Raw genomic sequence first — 16,953 nt, 5'->3', positions numbered from 1 at the left:
ACCATGAACATCTCTGGACAAACCGCCCTCGTCACCGGCGCCGGCTCCGGCCTCGGCGAAGCCGTGGCACGCGCCCTCGCGGCCCAAGGCGCCCGCGTCGCCCTGCTCGACATCAACGAAGCCGGCGCCCAGCGCGTGGCCGCCGACATCGGCGCCGACCGCGCGCTGGCGCTGCGCTGCGACATCACCGACGCGGCATCCGTCACCGCCGCGCTGGATGCCGCCGCCGCTGCCTTCGGCCCGGCCCGCATCCTGATGAACATCGCCGGCATCGGCAGCGCCAAACGCATCGTGCAGCGCGACGGCTCGCCCGCGCCGCTGGAGGACTTCGAGCGCGTCGTGCGCATCAACCTCATCGGCACCTACAACGTGACGCGCCTGGCCGTGAGCCGCATCGTGGCCCTCGCACCGTTGGCCGATGGCGAGCGCGGTGTCATCGTCAACACCGCCTCGGTCGCCGCCTTCGACGGCCAGGTCGGCCAGGAGGCCTACTCGGCGTCCAAGGGCGGCATCGTCGGCATGACCCTGCCCATGGCCCGCGACCTCGCGCAGTTCGGCGTGCGCGTCTGCACCATCGCACCGGGCCTGTTCGCCACGCCGCTGATGAAGGAGCTGCCGGAAGAAGTGCAGCAGTCGCTCGCCGCATCCATCCCCTTCCCCAAACGCCTGGGCCTGCCCGAGGAGTTCGCCGCGCTGGCCGCCCACATCGTCGCCAACGGCCATCTCAACGGCGAGGTGATTCGCCTCGACGGCGCCCTGCGCATGGGCCCACGCTGAACCGGCCAGGAGCCCTCCCATGTTCATCACCAACACCTGGTACGTGGCCGCCCGCAGCGACGAGATCGGCAGCGAGAAGCCGCTGGGCCGCAAGGTCTGCAACCACGCGATGGCCTTCTTCCGCAACAGCGTCGGTAACGTCAGCGCGGTGGAGGACTTCTGCCCCCACCGCGGCGCGCCGCTGTCGCTGGGCAGCGTGCAGGGCGACACGCTCGTCTGCGGCTATCACGGCCTGGCCATGGGCGGCGACGGCAAGACCGTCGCCATGCCCTGCCAGCGCGTGCGTGGCTTCCCGGCCATCCGCAGCTTCCCGGTGCATGAGGCGCACGGCTTCATCTGGGTCTGGCCGGGCGACGCGGCGCAAGCCGACGTGGCCAAGCTGCCCGCCTTCGAATGGCTGGGCAACCCGGCCTTCGGCTATGGCGGCGGGCTGTACACAATAGCCTGCGGCTACAAGCTGATGGTCGACAACCTGATGGACCTGACGCACGAGACCTATGTGCACGCGGGCAGCATCGGCCAGAAGGAGATCGACGAGATTCCCTGCACGACCCGCGTCGATGGCGACCACGTCATCACCGAGCGCCACATGCGGGGCATCGAGGCGCCGCCGTTCTGGAAGATGGCGCTGCGCATGAACGGCCTGCCCGACGACCAGCCCGTGGACCGCTGGCAGATCTGCCACTTCACACCGCCCAGCCACATCATGATCGAGGTGGGCGTGGCGCTGGCCGGCCAGGGCGGCTACGAGGCACCCGACGCCGTCAAGGCGGCGAGCTGGGTGGTGGACTTCATCACCCCCGAGACCGACACCTCCATCCACTACTTCTGGGGCATGGCGCGCAAGTTCAAGCCGCAGGACGAGGCGCTGACGGCCCAGATCCGCGAGGGCCAGGGCAAGATCTTTGCGGAGGACCAGGAGATGCTGGAACGCCAGCAGCTCAACCTGCTCGCCTGGCCACAGCGCCAGTTGCTGATGCTCAACATCGACGGCGGCGGCGTGCAGTCACGCAAGGTCATCGAACGAGTGCTGGCGGCGCAGGCATGATCACGGTCCGCATCGAGGCCAAGACCGCGGTCGCGCAGAACGTCTGCGCCCTCACCCTCGTGGCTGCCGATGGTGGCGCCCTGCCCGCCTTCACGGCCGGCGCCCACCTCGACGTGCACCTGCCCGGCGGCATCGTGCGCCAGTACTCGATCAGCAACGACCCCGCGGAGGCCCACCGCTACGTGCTCGGCGTGCTGCTCGAAGCGTCATCACGCGGCGGTTCGCAGGCGGTGCACGAGGTGTTGAGCCCGGGGCAGACGCTGCAGATCAGCGCGCCGAAGAACCACTTCCAGCTTGCCGCGCAAGCCCGCCGCAGCCTGCTGATCGCCGGCGGCATCGGCATCACGCCCATCCTGGCGATGGCTCGCCAGCTCGCGGCTGATGGCGCGGACTTCGCACTCCACTACGCGGCGAGCAGCGCCGAGCGCATGGCCTTTCGAGCGGAGATCGAGGCGAGCGCCTGGGCTGGCGCTGCGCGTTTTCACGTGGCTGGCGACCGCCTCGACGTGCAAGCACTGCTGGCTACTCGCGATGCCGACACCCACGTCTACGTCTGTGGCCCCAAGCGGCTGATCGATGCGGTAGCCGACGCCGCGAAACGCCACGATTGGCCAGAGGGTCGGGTCCACCATGAGTTCTTCGCGGGCGCGCCGGCGGCCTCGACCGGTCAGGACGGCCCATTCGAAATCGAGCTTGCGCGCAGCGGCCGCGTGATCCTTGTTGGCGCCCATCAGACCGCCGCCCAGGCCCTCATCGCCGCGGGCGCACCCCTGCTGACCTCCTGCGAGCAAGGCGTCTGCGGCACCTGCCTGACGCGGGTGATTGGCGGGGAACCCGAGCATCGCGACCTGTACCTCACGCCCGAGGAGCAGGCCGCAAACGACCAGTTCACGCCTTGCTGCTCACGGGCGCGCAGCAGTCGCCTGGTGCTCGATTTGGGTTGAGCCGCCACGGCGTTGGATTGACGACTTCTTCAGCGCCGGGCGCTGGCCATCCACGTCCAGCCCCCATTCGCGCAGCGCCCCCTCGCTGACCTGCGCCGTGATGGCCTGATGGCCCACCCTGCGGCTGGCCGTGCCACGTGCCGCGACACTGTCGTCGGCGCCCACGACCGACCGTGAAGGCCGCACTGGCGCTCGGTCAGCATTGAGCAACCAACGATTGCTTTTTTGCTTTACTTTGTGCGTCGCTCAAATTAATATTTGGTCTGACCGCATTTGATAGAAAATAAAGCCCGGTCCGACCAAGCAAACGGAGGAGACAAACACGTGCTGGCCGAAGCGACGGGGAGCCAACAGCTGCTGAAGACCGATCTCACACCTCTGCTGCTTATTGGCGCAGAGGTTGGCATTGAGTCCGTGCGCACTGTCGCCACTTCGCTGGCGGGCGAGATTCAAGGTTGCGTGACCGCTCGCTACGGGGCCAGTCCGACCGCCGAGGCCTGCGTGGCCAGTCTCGCAAGCGCGCTACAGGACTTGCACAGGCAGGTCCGCCCTGGCCAGCAAGTCCTCGGCATCGGCATCGGGTTGCCGGGTAGCATCGACGAGGCGCAAGGCATCGTGAACTTCGCCCCCCATCTGGGCTGGCGTGACGTGCCCATCGCCGCACTATTGAGTGAGAAGCTTCGCGGCACCTCGCTCGCCGATGCCCCGCTGTTTGTGCAGAACGAAGCCGACATGGCCGCGCTGGGAGAACTGGAGTTCAACCCCACCCCTGACTCGGACCCGCTCTTGTATGTCTCCATCAACCAAGGCATCGCCGCTGGTGTCATCGTGGGAGGTCGTCTGCTGACTGGAAGCCGGGGATACGCAGAGGAGGTAGGTCATATGGTCCTGCAGTTCAATGGGCCTCTGTGTTCCTGCGGGCGGCGCGGTTGCGCTGAAGCCATGATCGCGACACGGGCCGTCCAGCGCGGCAGCGCCGGCACCGCCGTTCGACGCTCGCTCGGCGAGGTGCGCGAACACCTTGCCTCAAAGGATCGCGAAACACTGAAAGCGGTCACCTCCGCTGGCCACCATCTGGGCATGCTGCTGCTGAATCTGGCGACCGCCTATGACCCGGGCTGCATCGTCCTTGGCGGCTCCGTCACCGAACTGGGCGCGCCATTCCTGCAGCCGGCGCTGGATGTACTGGACGCTCACAACACTTTCGGCAGTTCCGCCAGTCCGACGGTCCGCACCTCCCGGTTTGGCCTGAATGCCGTTGCCATTGGCGCGGCTGCACTGGTTCGCTACCGCCTGACGCACCCCGCCCTGCCTTCGGCAAACGGCGGCAGTGCCGTCACGGTCTCTTAGAAGGTCACTGATGTATCTCGGTATCGATCTCAGCCGCACCCAATCACCGTGACTGCCCTCTTCTCTCCCGACCCCGAACGCCATGCCCGCCTGGCCCCCCGCCTGGCGCGTTTCCGTGACCTCTACCGCCGCCTGCGCGGTGCCTGACCCCCGAGTTATGACGAGCTATTTCCACGCCATCGCCCCGATCCGTTTCGAGGGCGCCGACAGCCMSAATGACCTGGCCTTCAAGCACTACGACAAGGACCGCATCGTCCTGGGCCAGCGCATGGAGGACCACCTGCGCTTTGCCGTGTGCTACTGGCACAACTTCGTCTGGACCGGCCTGGACCCGTTCGGCGGTGCCACCTTCGAGCGCCCCTGGTTCCAGGGCGGCAGCCCGATGGAGCTGGCCAAGCTCAAGGCCGACGCGGCCTTCGAGTTCTTTGCCAAGCTCGGCGCGCCCTACTACTGCTTCCATGACCGCGACGTCGCCCCGGAAGGCGCCACGCCGCGCGAGAGTCACGAGAACTTCCTGCGCATGGTCGACGTGCTGGGCGAGAAGCAGCAGGCCACGGGCTTGAAGCTCTTGTGGGGCACGGCCAACCTGTTCAGCCACCGCCGCTTCATGAGCGGTGCGGCCAGCAACCCCAACCCCGAGCTGTTCGCCATGGCCGCGCTGCAGGTGCGCGACGCGATGGACGCGACGCTGAAGCTCGGCGGCGAGAACTACGTGCTGTGGGGCGGCCGCGAGGGCTACGAGACGCTGCTGAACACGCGCCTGGGTCAGGAGCTGGACCAGCTCGGCCGCTTCCTGAACATGGTGGTTGAGTACAAGCACAAGATCGGTTTCAAGGGCGCCATCCTCATCGAGCCCAAGCCGCGCGAGCCGTCCAAGCACCAGTACGACTTCGATACCGCCACCGTCTACGGCTTCCTCGTCCGCTACGGCCTGGAGAAGGAAGTCAAGGTCAACATCGAGGCCAACCACGCCACGCTGTCGGGCCACAGCTTCGAGCACGAGATCGCCACGGCCGGCGCCCTGGGCATCCTGGGCAGCCTGGACATGAACCGGGGTGATCCGCAGCTGGGCTGGGACACCGACCAGTTCCCCAACAACGTGCCGGAGACGGCGATCGCGCTGTACCACGTCATCCAGGCCGGTGGCCTGGGCAGTGGTGGCCTCAATTTCGACGCCAAGGTGCGCCGCCAGTCGATCGACGCCGAGGACCTGTTCCACGGCCACATCGGCGGCATGGACGTGTGCGCGCAGGCGCTGCTGATCGCCGAGAAGATGATCAACGACGGCCGCCTGAAGGCTGCCGTGGACAGCCGCTACGCCGGCTGGGACGCGCCCGCCGGCCAGGACATCCTCAACGGCCGGCGCTCGCTGACCGAGCTCGCCGACCAGGTGCTCGCCGCCAACACCGACGTGGCGCCCGTGTCGGGCCGCCAGGAAGTCTTCGAGAATCTCGTCAACCGCTTTTGCGGCTGAACGCCTCGCTGGGCGTTGGAGAAACCCTTATCACTCGCCCAGCGCATCTTTCGCTGAGCAAATGACCGCCCCCCAAACACACACGGAGACATCATGCGTCGCACCACTTTTCTCGCACTGAGCGCTTTGTTGACGCTCGCACCCTGCGCACCGCTGCTGGCACAGGGCAAGGGCACCGTTGGCATCTCGATGCCGACCAAGGGCTCACAGCGCTGGATCGCCGACGGCGACAACATGGTCAAGAGCTTCAAGGCGCTCGGCTACCAGGTCGACCTGCAATATGCCGATGACGAGATCCCCAACCAACTCGCCCAGCTCGAGAACATGGTCACCAAGGGCGTCAAGGCCCTGGTCATCGCCTCCATCGACGGGTCCACGCTGTCCGGCGTGCTGCAGAAGGCCGCCGAGAAGGGCGTCAAGGTCGTCGCCTATGACCGCCTGATCCGCGGATCCAAGAACGTCGACTACTACACCACCTTCGACAACTTCCAGGTCGGCGTGCTGCAGGCCGAGTCCATCGTCAACCGGCTCGGCCTGAAGCAGGGCAAGGGGCCCTTCAACCTGGAGGTGTTCGCGGGCTCGCCCGACGACAACAATTCGGGCTTCTTCTACGACGGCGCCATGAGCGTGCTCAAGCCCTACCTGGACAGCGGCAAGCTCGTCGTGCGCAGCAAGCAGCTGGGTGCGATGAAGGTCGGCATCCTGCGCTGGGACACCGCCACCGCCCAGGCGCGCATGGACAACCTGATGTCGGCCTTCTACGGCAAGGAGAAGCTGCATGCCGTCCTGTCCCCCGCGGACATCCTGTCGATCGGCATCATTTCTTCCTTGAAAGGCGTCGGCTACGGCAGCGCGAGCCAGCCCATGCCGGTCATCACCGGGCAGGACGCCGACCTGCCGTCGGTCAAGGCCATCCTGAGGGGTGACCAGGCTTCCACCGTCTTCAAGGACACCCGCCAGCTGGCCAAGGTCACGGCCGACCTCGTCGATGCGGTGCTCAGCGGCCGCGCGCCGCAGGTGAACGACACCAAGACCTACAACAACGGCACCAAGGTCGTGCCGTCCTATCTGCTCAAGCCTGTTGCAGTCGACGCCACGAACTGGAAGCCCGTGCTCGTGGACAGCGGCTATTACAAGGAAAGCCAGCTGCGCTGAAAATGATGAGCGAAATGCAAGCCCCTGGCTCTGACGCGCTGCTGGAGATGCGCGGAATCGGCAAGAAGTTCCATGGCGTGGTCGCCCTGAAGCATGTCGACCTGGCCGTCCAGCGTGGGCAAATCCACGCCGTGGTCGGCGAGAACGGCGCCGGCAAGTCCACGCTGATGAAGATCCTCTCGGGTGTCTACCCGCACCCGGACTACGAAGGCGAGATCCGGTTCGGCGGCCAGCCGCAGCGCTTCTCCGGCATACGCCAGAGCGAAGCGCTCGGCATCGTCATCATCCACCAGGAGTTGGCGCTGATTCCGCAGCTCTCCATCGCCGAGAACCTCTTCCTCGGGCACGAGCGCGCCCAGCGCGGCGTGATCGACTGGACGCGCACGCACGAGCAGGCCGTCGAGCTGCTCCGCCAGGTCGGGCTTCAGGAGTCACCGAATACGCTGGTGGGGGACATCGGCGTCGGCAAGCAGCAGCTCGTGGAGATTGCCAAAGCGCTCGCGAAGGACGTGAAGCTGCTGATCCTCGACGAGCCCACAGCCAGCCTCAACGAGGATGACAGCGCCGCGCTGCTTGAATTGCTGAAACGGCTACGCGGCCGCGGCGTCAGCTGTGTGCTGATCTCCCACAAGCTCAACGAGATTGCCGAAGTGGCCGACGCCGTCACGGTGCTGCGCGATGGCTCGACCATCACCACCATGGACTGCAGCGCCGCGCCGCCGTCGGAGGCGGCCATCGTTCGCGCCATGGTGGGGCGCGACATGCAGGACCGCTATCCGAAGCGGCAGCCCAACCCGGGTGAAGTCCTGTTCGAGCTGCGCGACTGGTGGGTCGAGCACCCGCTTCACGTGGGCCGCGAAGCCATCAAGGGCGTCAATCTGAATGTTCGCCGCGGCGAGATCGTCGGCATCGCGGGCCTGATGGGTGCAGGACGAACCGAGCTCGCGATGAGCGTGTTCGGCCGCTCCTGGGGGCGCCGCATCCGCGGCTCCGCCTGGATGGATGGGCAGGAGGTCGACGTCTCGACCGTCCGGCGGGCCATCAAGTCAGGGCTGGCCTATGTCACCGAGGACCGCAAGGCCCTGGGGCTGGTGCTGCGGGAAAGCATTGCCCGCAATACCAGCCTGTGCCGGCTGGAAGGCGTCTCCCGCTTCGGCGTCATCGACGAGGTCCGGGAGAGCACGGTGGCAAATGACTTCAGGCAGCGGCTGGCCACCCGCTGCGCCAACGTCCAGCAGCCCGTCGGCGACCTGTCCGGCGGCAACCAGCAGAAGGTGGTCCTGGCCAAGTGGCTGTTCACCGACCCCCAGCTGCTCATCCTCGACGAACCCACCCGCGGCATCGACGTCGGCGCCAAGTTCGAGATCTACAGCCTGATTGCGAGCCTGGCCGCCCAGGGTCGGGCAATCCTGATGATTTCGTCGGAGCTGCCCGAGCTGCTGGGCCTTTGCGACCGCCTTTACATGATGAACGAGGGCGAACTGGTGGCTGAAATGCCGGCTGCCGGCGCCACCCAGGAAACCGTCATGCACGCCCTCTTGGGCACCCATTGAAACCCATCCTCATGTCTTCCTCTTCCCTGCGCAATTTCCTGGCATCGCACCTGCGCGACTACGGCATGCTGCTGTCGCTGGTCTGCATCATGGGGTTCTTCCAGGTGCTCACCGACGGCACGCTGCTGCAGCCGTTGAACCTGACCAACCTGTTCCTCCAGAACAGCTACATCGTGGTCATGGCCCTCGGGATGCTGCTCGTGATCGTCGCGGGCCACATCGACCTGTCGGTCGGGTCCATCTGCGGCTTCATCGGCGCCCTGGCAGCCATTCTGATGGTCGAGCAGGGTTGGCCCGTGCTGCCGGCCGCAGCCGTGTGCCTGGTCGCCGGCGCCCTCATTGGCTGCCTGCAGGGGTGGTTCGTCGCCTACCTGAAGATCCCCTCGTTCATCGTCACCCTCGCGGGCATGCTGGTGTTCAAGGGGCTGGCGCTTGCCCTGCTCGGCGGCCAGTCCATCGGCCCCTTCCCGGAATCCTTCCAGCTACTCAGCAGCGGCTTCCTGCCCGACTGGCCGGCGGGCGAGGAGCGTCATCTCAGCTCCCTCGTCATCGGCTTCGGCCTGGTGGCATGGCTGGCCTGGCGGGAGCTGGCCACGCGCCGCAAGGCCGCAGCGCTCGGCGCGGCGTCCGAGCCGGCAGCGCTCTTCGGCCTGCGGCTGCTGACCCAGTCGGGCGCACTGGCCGGGCTGGTCTGGTTGCTGGCCTCGTACAAGGGCCTGCCCAATGTGCTGCTGCTGATGGGCATCCTGATCGCCGCCTACGTCTTTGTGACCCGCCGCACGACGCTCGGCCGGCGCATCTACGCCCTCGGCGGCAACGAACGTGCCGCCCGGCTGTCCGGCGTCCCCACCGAGAAGCTGACGTTGCTGTGCTTCGCCAACATGGGCGTCATGGCGGCACTTGCAGGCCTGGTTTTCGCGGCCCGCCTCAACACGGCCACGCCCAAGGCAGGCCTGGGCTTCGAGCTCGATGTGATCGCCGCCTGCTTCATCGGCGGGGCCTCGGCGTCAGGCGGCGTCGGCAAGGTGCTCGGCGCGGTGATCGGCGCCTTCATCATGGGGGTGATGAACAACGGCATGTCCATCCTCGGCGTGGGCATCGAATGGCAGCAGGTCATCAAGGGCGTCGTGCTGCTGGCTGCCGTGGTTTTCGACGTGTACAACCGCCGAAAAGGTGGGTGACGTTCCGGCCGCTGGTCGATGACCGGCGCCAGTTACCCCCGCGGTGTCCGCTGCGGGCTGGCACAGCCCAGCGAAGGGCATCAGGCGGCGCCGGTGCCCTCGCCGACCCAGCGGCCCAGAGAGGCCAGCAGATGAGAGCACATGGCTGCAGCTGCCGCCTGCGGGTTGCGGGCTTCCAGCGCGTGATAGATCGCCTCGTGCTCCGCGAGTGCGGCCTGCCAGGTGTGCGTGGACTCGGCCTGGCCGCTCATGCGTGACGCGATGGGGCTGTGCCGGCCGTCGAAGAGCGTTCCCACCACGCCGACCAGGACGGAGTTGCCAGCCATCTCGGCAATGCTCAGATGAAAGCGCCGGTCCGACTCGACGGGCTTGCGGCCACTGGCATGGTCCTCACGCATGGCGTTCAATGCGTCCTCGACGCGTTGCAAGGATGCCTTGCTCACCCGCGCTGCCGCGAGCGTGATGATCGCGCTCTCCAGCACGACACGCGCCTGCGCCAACTCGGCAGGGCTTTCGCCCAGCGATGAGGTTGCGACTTCGCCATTCATGGGCGGCGCGCTGACGTACACACCCGAACCGCCGCGGATCTCCACGCGGCCGTCGATCTCCAGCGCGATCAGCGCCTCGCGCAGCGACGGCCGCGAAACGCCGAGTTGCAGCGCCAATTCCCGCTCCGCTGGAAGCCGCCCCCCCGTGGAGATTCCCTCCGCGTCGATCAGCGCACGGATCTTGTCGGCGACCAGCTGATATTGCCGACGCACTTCGCCGACGCGGTGTTGGTTGGGCATTGGAACCAGCGCTCGTTGTTAATTGGACAGACCAAATGGTATCGCAATCAATCTCGCGCGCCGCACCGCTCATCGCCGACACCAGTGAAACGATATTGGGGAATACACCGGTAAGACCAATCCAATCATGTATGGCAAAGTGGCTTGACCAAATTGGTTTGACCAGCCATCGTGCCAAAGTGACGAACCGAGGGCAATGACAGCGTTGCCAACACGGAGGACGCTCGAAGCGCCAAGGCAGGAAGGCGGACCGTTGGACAGGGAAGAGCAAGCCGGGCCGCAGAGCCCCCGAGAGCAACCACCAGAGACAAGATGAACACGCACCGATCAAAACGGACGCCGACGAAGTGGTCGACTCCATCGTCGCCGAAGACATCGGCAAGCTGCCCGACAAGGCGATCGGTGAAATGCTGCAGCGGCTCGCTGACATGAGCGTCGATCGCACGATGTCCAGCGTCAGGTCGCTCAACGTCATCGTCGGCAGCCGTTGAAGTCCCTTCCTTGCGAATGAGCATGAACAGCACCCCCACGTCCCGCCGCCGGTTCGTCACCTCGGCCGCGCTGCTGCCGATGCTCAGTGCCCTGCCCCACTGGGTGCAGGCCGGCGCGGCCGGCATCGGCGCCGATGCACTCAGCCTGTGGTACGACCAACCCGCCGGCCCGTGGATCGAGGCCCTGCCGGTCGGCAACGGGCGCCTGGGCACGATGGTCTTCGGCCGCCCGGCCCAGGAGCGGCTGCAGTTCAACATCGACACGCTGCACGGCGGCGGGCCCTACGTCCAGGACAACCCGAAGTTTCGCGAGGCCCTGCCGCAAGTGCGCGCCCTCATCGACCAGGAACGCTGGAAGGAGGCCAACGACCTCGTCTCCGAGGCGCTGATGGGCAAGCCCATCAAGCAGATGCCCTTCGGCGCCGCCGGCGACCTGCTGCTCGACTTCCCCGGCGTGAAGGCCGCAGCGCGCTATCGGCGCAGCCTGGATCTCGACAGCGCCATCGCCACCACCAGCTTCATCGACGGCAGCGGCCGCCACCGGCGCGAGACCTTCTGCAGCGTGCCGGACCAGGTGACGGTGATCCGGCTGGAGATCGAAGGCGACGGCACGATCGACCTCGACCTCGGCTATCGCCATCCCGACTACCAGCCCTATGGCGGCTTCGGCGACACCAAGTACGACAAGGATGGCGTCGTCTTCGTCGGCGCGCCATGGGACCACCGTGAATCTCTCTTTGCAGAGAAGCGGCCCGGGTCGCTGGCCGTCCGCGCCGACGGCAGCGACGCGCTGCTGATCGAGGGCCGCAATGTGCAGGCCTTCGGCATCCCGGGCCAGCTGCGCTATGCGCTGCGCGTGCAGGCGGTGGGCGATGGCCACATCGAGGCCAGCGGCGACCGGCTGCGCGTGCGCGGCGCGCGCCAGCTGACGCTACTTGTATCCGGCGAGACCAGCTATGTGAACTGGCAGGACACCAGCGGCGACCCCGTGGCCGCCGTGCGCCAGCGCACCGCCGCTGCCGCGCGCAAGCCGTTCACCAAGCTGCGCGACGACCATCTCAAGGCCCACCGCGCCTTGTTCCGCCGCCTGCACATCGACCTCGGCGGCCACGAGGCCAATGCCCGCTCCACCGACGCCCGCATCAAGGGCGTGCCCCGGCAGCCCGACGCCGCGCTCGCCGCGATGTACGTCCAGTACGCGCGCTACCTGCTGCTGTCGTCCTCGCGCCCGGGCAGCCAGCCGGCCAACCTGCAGGGTGTGTGGAACGAAGTGCTGCACCCGCCCTGGGAAGGCAAGTACACGATCAACATCAACACCGAGATGAACTACTGGCCCGCCGGGCCGGCGAACCTGGGCGAGTGTGTCGAGCCGCTGCTGAAGATGGTGGAGGACCTCGCCGTCACCGGCGCGCGCACGGCCCGCAACAGCTACGGCGCGCGCGGCTGGGTCGCGCACCACAACACCGACCTCTGGCGCGCCACCGCGCCCATCGATGGCCCGCTGTGGGGCATGTGGCCCACGGGCGGCGCGTGGCTTTGCACGACGCTGTGGCAGCACTACCAGTACAACCCGAGCTCGGCCGTGCTGCGCCGGCTCGTGCCGCTGTTCAAGGGCGCCTCGCTGTTCTTCCTCGACACGCTGGTCGAAGACCCCAAGGGCCGCGGCCTCGTCACGTCGCCCTCGCAGTCGCCGGAGAACAACCACCATACCGACATCGCACTGTGCGCCGGGCCGGCAATGGACCGCCAGATCCTGCGCGACCTGTTCGACGCGGCCATTGCGGCACAGGCCCAGCTTGGCGAGGACGACCCGGCATTCACTGCTGCCGTCCGCAAGGCGCGAGCCCGCCTGCCGGCTGATCGCATCGGCGCGCAGGGCCAACTGCAGGAATGGCTGGAGGACTGGGATGCGTCGGCCACCGACCAACAGCACCGCCATGTCTCGCACCTGTACGCCGTCTACCCCAGCGAGCAAATCAACGTGCGCGACACACCCGCGCTGGCTCAGGCCGCCCGCAAGACGCTGAACACCCGCGGCGACGAAAGCACCGGCTGGGCCACCGCCTGGCGGCTGGCGCTGTGGACGCGCCTGGGCGACGGCGAGCGGGCCTACAAGGTCCTGCAGGGCCTGCTGGGGCCGGCGCGCACCTACCCCAACATGTTCGACGCCCATCCGCCCTTCCAGATCGACGGCAACTTCGGCGGCGCCGCCGCCATCCTGGAAATGATCGTGCAGTCCTGGGGCGGCGAGGTGCATCTGCTGGCTGCCCTGCCCAAGGCCTGGCCAGCAGGCAGCCTGCACGGCGTGCGTGCGCACGGCGCCCTGACGCTGGACGTGGATTGGAAGGACGGGCAACTCAGCCGCCTGCAGCTGCGCGGCCCTGCGCGCGCCAAGGTCGCGCTGCGCTACCGCGGCCAGCACCTCGAACTCCGCCTGAACAGCCAAGGCCGCGCCCGCGTGGGCGCGGCCGACTTCGAACACCCCGAGGTCGAGCCCAAGCACTGAGCCGGCCTCTCCATAACGCTCGTGACCGGAGGAGACAACCGGCCGAGCACCTTCACCAGAAAGGTAGAACCATGAGACTGAAGTTGGGAACCCTGATGCTCGCCTTGGGAGCCGTTGCCGGCTCGCCAGCCCTGGCGCAGACATGCACACCGACGGCCATCACGCCCTATGTCAAGGTCAACGGCACGTGGACCCAGACGGCGTCGGCCACCATCAAGACCGGCGCCTCGGCCATCCTCGGCCCACAGCCGACATCCGGCGGCATGTGGAGCTGGAGCGGCTGCGGCACCGCCGGTGCGTCGCGAGAGCAGACCATCCAGCCGCCCGCGGCTTGCACGGCCACCGCCACCTACACCAACAGCTGTGGCGCCAAGACCCAGCAGGCTTTCTCCATCAAGGTCGGCACCTGGGCAAGCGCGAAGTTCGGCGGCGGCGGCTACGTCAGCGGCCTCGTCTTCCACCCGACCACCGCCAACCTGCTGTACGCGCGCACCGACGTCGGCGGCGCCTACCGCTGGAACCAGGGCACGTCGTCCTGGGTGCCCATCACCGACGGCCTGGGTTTCGGTGCAGCAGAGGCCCGGTACCACGGCGTCGAAAGCATGGCCGTCGATCCGAACAACGACCAGCTCGTCTACATGGCCACCGGCATGTACGTGTCTGAAGGCAACGGCCGCCTGTACATGTCCAGTAACCGCGGCGACACCTGGACCTCCGCCGCCCTGCCCTTCCCGCTGGGTGGCAACAACCCCGGCCGGGCCATCGGCGAACGCCTGATGGTCGATCCCAACAAGCCTTCGACGCTGTTCTACGGCTCGCGCACGGCCGGCCTGTGGAAGAGCACCGACTCGGGCCTCACCTGGGCGCAGGTCACGTCGTTGTCGACCCTCAAGATGACCGCGGACCAGATCAACGCCAACGGCGGCACGGCCATGGGCGTCGAGACGGTCGTCTACGACACCAGCACCAAGGGCAGCGGCTCGGCCACGCAGACGATCTACGCGGCCGTCGCCCCGGACTACGCCAATGCAGCGGGCCTGGGCTCAAGCCTGTACAAGTCGACCAATGGCGGCGCCTCTTGGACGCCGGTCACTGTCCCGGTCGCCGGTTACCACATCCCTCACATGGCACGCGCTGCGGACGGCATGTTCTACATCGCCTTCACCAAGGACGCCGGGCCAGGCGCCGGCGGCCCAGGCCGGTTCTACAAGTTCGACGGCAGCAACTGGACCCTGCTCAAGAGCGTCGACCCGATCGGCGGAACCAACTTCGGCTTCGGCGGCGTGTCGGTCTACGGCAGCGGCGCGACCACCCGCATCGCGCTGGGCGTGACCAACTCCTGGGGCAATTGGAGCGGCCAGCAGGTCGTGCAGCTGTCCAACGATGGCGGCAAGACCTGGCGCGAGATCGCGGCCACCATGCCGCATTCACCCGATGAGGGGTTCGCCGGCTGGGTCGACGACGTCGAGATCAATCCGCTCAACCCCGACCACGTGCTGCATGTCACTGGTGGCGGCATCTGGGAAACCCGCAACGCCTCCTCGGCCACGCCGAGCTGGACCGAGCCGATCAACGGCATCGAGGAGACCGCCGTCCTGGCCCTGGCCACGCCGCCGGCCGGCGCAACCTACACCGTGATCAACAGTACGGGCGATGTCGGCACCTGGGTGCACACGGATCTCGCGACCAAGCCGACGCTGACGCCGGGCACCAGCTGGAGCAATGGCTTCTCCTCCGACATGGCGTGGTCCGACCCGCAGTACATGGCCACCATCGGCGCGGTCCTCGGCAGCAACATCAGCTACGGCTACTGGTCCGGCGACGGCGGCAAGACCTGGGCCAAGTTCGCCACCTACGCGCCCGGCGCCGCAGCAAACACGAACCAGGAAGCGAGCATCGCAGTCACCGCGCGCAACAAGGCGGTCTGGGCACCCGGTAACTCGGTGCCGTCGTACACCACGGACAACGGCGCGACCTGGGTCCCGACCAATCTGCCGGCGATCAACAGCATCTACCCCCGCGGCTACCACTTGGCCGCAGATCGAAAGAACCCGAACAAGGTCTATGCCTACGATTCCGGCGGCAATTGGTGGGGCACGCCGGGCAAGGTCTACGTCTCGACGGACGGCGGCCACACGTTCACGCTGAGCCAGGGTTCGGTGAACGCGGGACTGGCCCCGAACTACTTCGCGAACACCTCGCTGGCGGTCAACCCCAACGTCGAGGGCGAGCTCTGGCTGGCCGACGGCAACACGGTGTACCGCTCGACAGATTCGGGCGCGACCTGGGCCAAGCTCAGCAACTTCGCGTCGATCTTCAATGGCAACCAATGGGCCCAGGTGCAGGGCGCCAGCGTCATCGCGCTGGGCAAGGCCAAAGCCGGCGCGCCGTACTCGGCCGCGGTCTACGTCGTGGGCGTGATCAACGGCGTGTGGGGCGTGCATCGCTCTGAAGACGCCGGCGCCACCTGGACGCGCTTCAACGACGACGCCCACCAGTTCGGTGGCATCGGCGTGATCGCGGCCGACCAGAACATCTACGGACGGATCTACTTCAGCGGCACCGGCCGGGGCATGCTTTACAGCAACTGAAGCCATGGCTCGGCAGGCTCGCATCCATCTCCAGGCTGGGGCCTGCCGCCCCTATCCCTCACTGTCGTGGAGTCGTGCCCTGGCCCTGGGCCGGCTTCCCACAACGTTCGCATCCGGCGGAGACGACCGGTCGAGCACTTTCATTCTGAAAGGTAGAACATGAGAACTTTGATACCCGCACTGCTGCTCGCCTTCGGGGCGAGCGCGGCCCCGCTAGCGCTGGCGCAGAGCTGCGGCAGCGGCGGCGGCGCCACCGTCTGCCTGACGGCCACCGGCACAGCCAACAACGTCCAGCTGGGTTGGACCGTCAGCGGCACCGTCACGTCGCTGGAGATCTTCCGCGACACCGACGCCGACCCCAACGGCCGCACCCGCATCGCCGTGCCGGGCGCCAGCGCCAGGAGCTACACCGACGCCGCGGGCAACATCGGCACGCGCTACTGGTACTGGGTCAAGTTCACGACCAACGCCGGCAGCTACAACTCCGGCTCGGCCAACGCCACGCTTGGCGCCGCCTGCAAGCCGACGGCCATCACGCCCTACATCAACGCCAACGGCGCGTGGACGCAAACGGCATCGGCCACCATCAAGACCGGCGCGTCGGCCATCCTAGGCCCGCAGCCGACATCCGGCGGCATGTGGAGCTGGAGCGGCTGCGGCACCGCCGGTGCGGCGCGCGAGCAGACCATCCAGCCGCCTGCGGCCTGCACGGCCACCGCCACTTACACCAATAGCTGCGGCGCCAAGACCCAGCAGACGTTCTCCATCAAGGTGGGAACCTGGAACAGCGCGAAATGGGGCGGTGGCGGCTACGTCACCGGCCTGGTCTTCCACCCGACCACCGCCAACCTGCTGTACGCGCGCACCGACATCGGTGGCGCCTACCGCTGGAACCAACCCACGTCGTCCTGGGTGCCCATCACCGACGGCCTGGGCTTCGGTGGCGGCGAGGCAAGTTTCCACGGCGTTGAGAGCATCGCTGTCGATCCGAACAACGACCAGCGCGTCTACATGGGCGCCGGCATGTACACGTCCGGGGGCAACGGCCGCCTGTATATCTCCAGCAACCGCGGTGACCAGTGGACCTATGTCGCC

General features: G+C 67.3%; 12 protein-coding genes and 1 pseudogene. 12 read left to right on the top strand and 1 reads right to left on the bottom strand.

Features of this window, described 5'->3' with window-relative positions; genetic code table 11:
• Positions 1–3 precede the first annotated feature (3 nt).
• The 8 genes from AC1DW0_RS00065 to mmsB all read left to right on the top strand — a co-directional run bounded on the left by AC1DW0_RS00065 (position 4) and on the right by mmsB (position 9,482).
• Positions 4–777 carry an SDR family NAD(P)-dependent oxidoreductase gene (locus AC1DW0_RS00065; RefSeq protein ID WP_477944305.1) on the top strand — a complete coding sequence of 258 codons (774 nt, stop codon included), beginning with the start codon at positions 4–6 and terminating at the stop codon, positions 775–777.
• 19 nt (positions 778–796) lie between these two features.
• Positions 797–1,825 (top strand): Rieske 2Fe-2S domain-containing protein, encoded by a 1,029-nt coding sequence (locus tag AC1DW0_RS00060; RefSeq protein WP_477944303.1) that lies wholly within the window; start codon positions 797–799, stop codon positions 1,823–1,825.
• Positions 1,822–2,769, top strand: a complete 948-nt coding sequence (locus AC1DW0_RS00055; RefSeq protein ID WP_477944301.1) for a PDR/VanB family oxidoreductase — start codon at positions 1,822–1,824, stop codon at positions 2,767–2,769. The genes AC1DW0_RS00060 and AC1DW0_RS00055 overlap by 4 nt, the downstream gene beginning before the upstream one ends.
• Before the next feature lie 324 nt (positions 2,770–3,093).
• Positions 3,094–4,119: an ROK family protein gene (locus tag AC1DW0_RS00050; protein ID WP_477944300.1), complete on the top strand. Its 1,026-nt coding sequence runs from the start codon at positions 3,094–3,096 to the stop codon at positions 4,117–4,119.
• A gap of 157 nt (positions 4,120–4,276) precedes the next feature.
• A complete protein-coding gene (gene xylA / locus AC1DW0_RS00045) occupies positions 4,277–5,593 on the top strand; it encodes a xylose isomerase (protein WP_477944298.1) in 1,317 nt (438 codons plus the stop codon).
• Positions 5,594–5,686: 93 nt separating this feature from the next.
• Positions 5,687–6,748: a multiple monosaccharide ABC transporter substrate-binding protein gene (gene chvE / locus AC1DW0_RS00040; protein WP_477944296.1), complete on the top strand. Its 1,062-nt coding sequence runs from the start codon at positions 5,687–5,689 to the stop codon at positions 6,746–6,748.
• Between the two features lie 14 nt (positions 6,749–6,762).
• Positions 6,763–8,301, top strand: coding sequence for a multiple monosaccharide ABC transporter ATP-binding protein (gene mmsA / locus AC1DW0_RS00035; protein ID WP_477944294.1), 1,539 nt, complete (start codon positions 6,763–6,765; stop codon positions 8,299–8,301).
• 11 nt (positions 8,302–8,312) lie between these two features.
• Entirely contained in the window at positions 8,313–9,482 is a 1,170-nt protein-coding gene (gene mmsB, locus AC1DW0_RS00030; protein ID WP_477944292.1) for a multiple monosaccharide ABC transporter permease, read from the top strand.
• 80 nt (positions 9,483–9,562) lie between these two features.
• Here mmsB and AC1DW0_RS00025 read toward each other — a convergent pair whose 3' ends face one another.
• On the bottom strand, positions 9,563–10,270 hold the full coding sequence (locus tag AC1DW0_RS00025; RefSeq protein ID WP_457324122.1) for a FadR/GntR family transcriptional regulator: 708 nt from the start codon (positions 10,268–10,270) through the stop codon (positions 9,563–9,565).
• Positions 10,271–10,617: 347 nt separating this feature from the next.
• Here AC1DW0_RS00025 and AC1DW0_RS00020 point away from each other — a divergent pair, with 347 nt between their 5' ends.
• From AC1DW0_RS00020 to AC1DW0_RS00005, 4 genes and pseudogenes are all read left to right on the top strand, one after another.
• Positions 10,618–10,761, top strand: a complete 144-nt coding sequence (locus AC1DW0_RS00020) for a hypothetical protein (protein ID WP_457447966.1) — start codon at positions 10,618–10,620, stop codon at positions 10,759–10,761.
• A gap of 22 nt (positions 10,762–10,783) precedes the next feature.
• Entirely contained in the window at positions 10,784–13,267 is a 2,484-nt protein-coding gene (locus AC1DW0_RS00015; RefSeq protein WP_477944289.1) for a glycoside hydrolase family 95 protein, read from the top strand.
• Between the two features lie 71 nt (positions 13,268–13,338).
• The gene (locus AC1DW0_RS00010) at positions 13,339–15,858 is read left to right on the top strand and encodes a WD40/YVTN/BNR-like repeat-containing protein (protein ID WP_477944287.1); all 2,520 of its coding nucleotides are present in this window, start codon (positions 13,339–13,341) and stop codon (positions 15,856–15,858) included.
• A 159-nt stretch (positions 15,859–16,017) separates the two neighbouring features.
• Positions 16,018–16,953, top strand: a pseudogene (locus AC1DW0_RS00005) (hypothetical protein); the annotation flags it as partial.

Source organism: Roseateles sp. P4_D2 (assembly GCF_056401875.1).
The sequence above is the reverse complement of the archived record's forward strand: the minus strand, read 5'-3'. Positions and strand labels throughout refer to the sequence as shown.

Excerpts from the sequence above, each read along its gene's own strand:
- AC1DW0_RS00065 (WP_477944305.1), top strand. The coding sequence starts at position 4 with ATGAACATCTCTGGACAAACCGCCCTCGTCACCGGCGCCGGCTCCGGC.
- AC1DW0_RS00060 (WP_477944303.1), top strand. The coding sequence starts at position 797 with ATGTTCATCACCAACACCTGGTACGTGGCCGCCCGCAGCGACGAGATC.
- AC1DW0_RS00055 (WP_477944301.1), top strand. The coding sequence starts at position 1,822 with ATGATCACGGTCCGCATCGAGGCCAAGACCGCGGTCGCGCAGAACGTC.
- chvE (WP_477944296.1), top strand. The coding sequence starts at position 5,687 with ATGCGTCGCACCACTTTTCTCGCACTGAGCGCTTTGTTGACGCTCGCA.
- mmsA (WP_477944294.1), top strand. The coding sequence starts at position 6,763 with ATGCAAGCCCCTGGCTCTGACGCGCTGCTGGAGATGCGCGGAATCGGC.
- mmsB (WP_477944292.1), top strand. The coding sequence starts at position 8,313 with ATGTCTTCCTCTTCCCTGCGCAATTTCCTGGCATCGCACCTGCGCGAC.
- AC1DW0_RS00025 (WP_457324122.1), bottom strand. The coding sequence starts at position 10,270 with ATGCCCAACCAACACCGCGTCGGCGAAGTGCGTCGGCAATATCAGCTG.
- AC1DW0_RS00015 (WP_477944289.1), top strand. The coding sequence starts at position 10,784 with ATGAACAGCACCCCCACGTCCCGCCGCCGGTTCGTCACCTCGGCCGCG.
- AC1DW0_RS00010 (WP_477944287.1), top strand. The coding sequence starts at position 13,339 with ATGAGACTGAAGTTGGGAACCCTGATGCTCGCCTTGGGAGCCGTTGCC.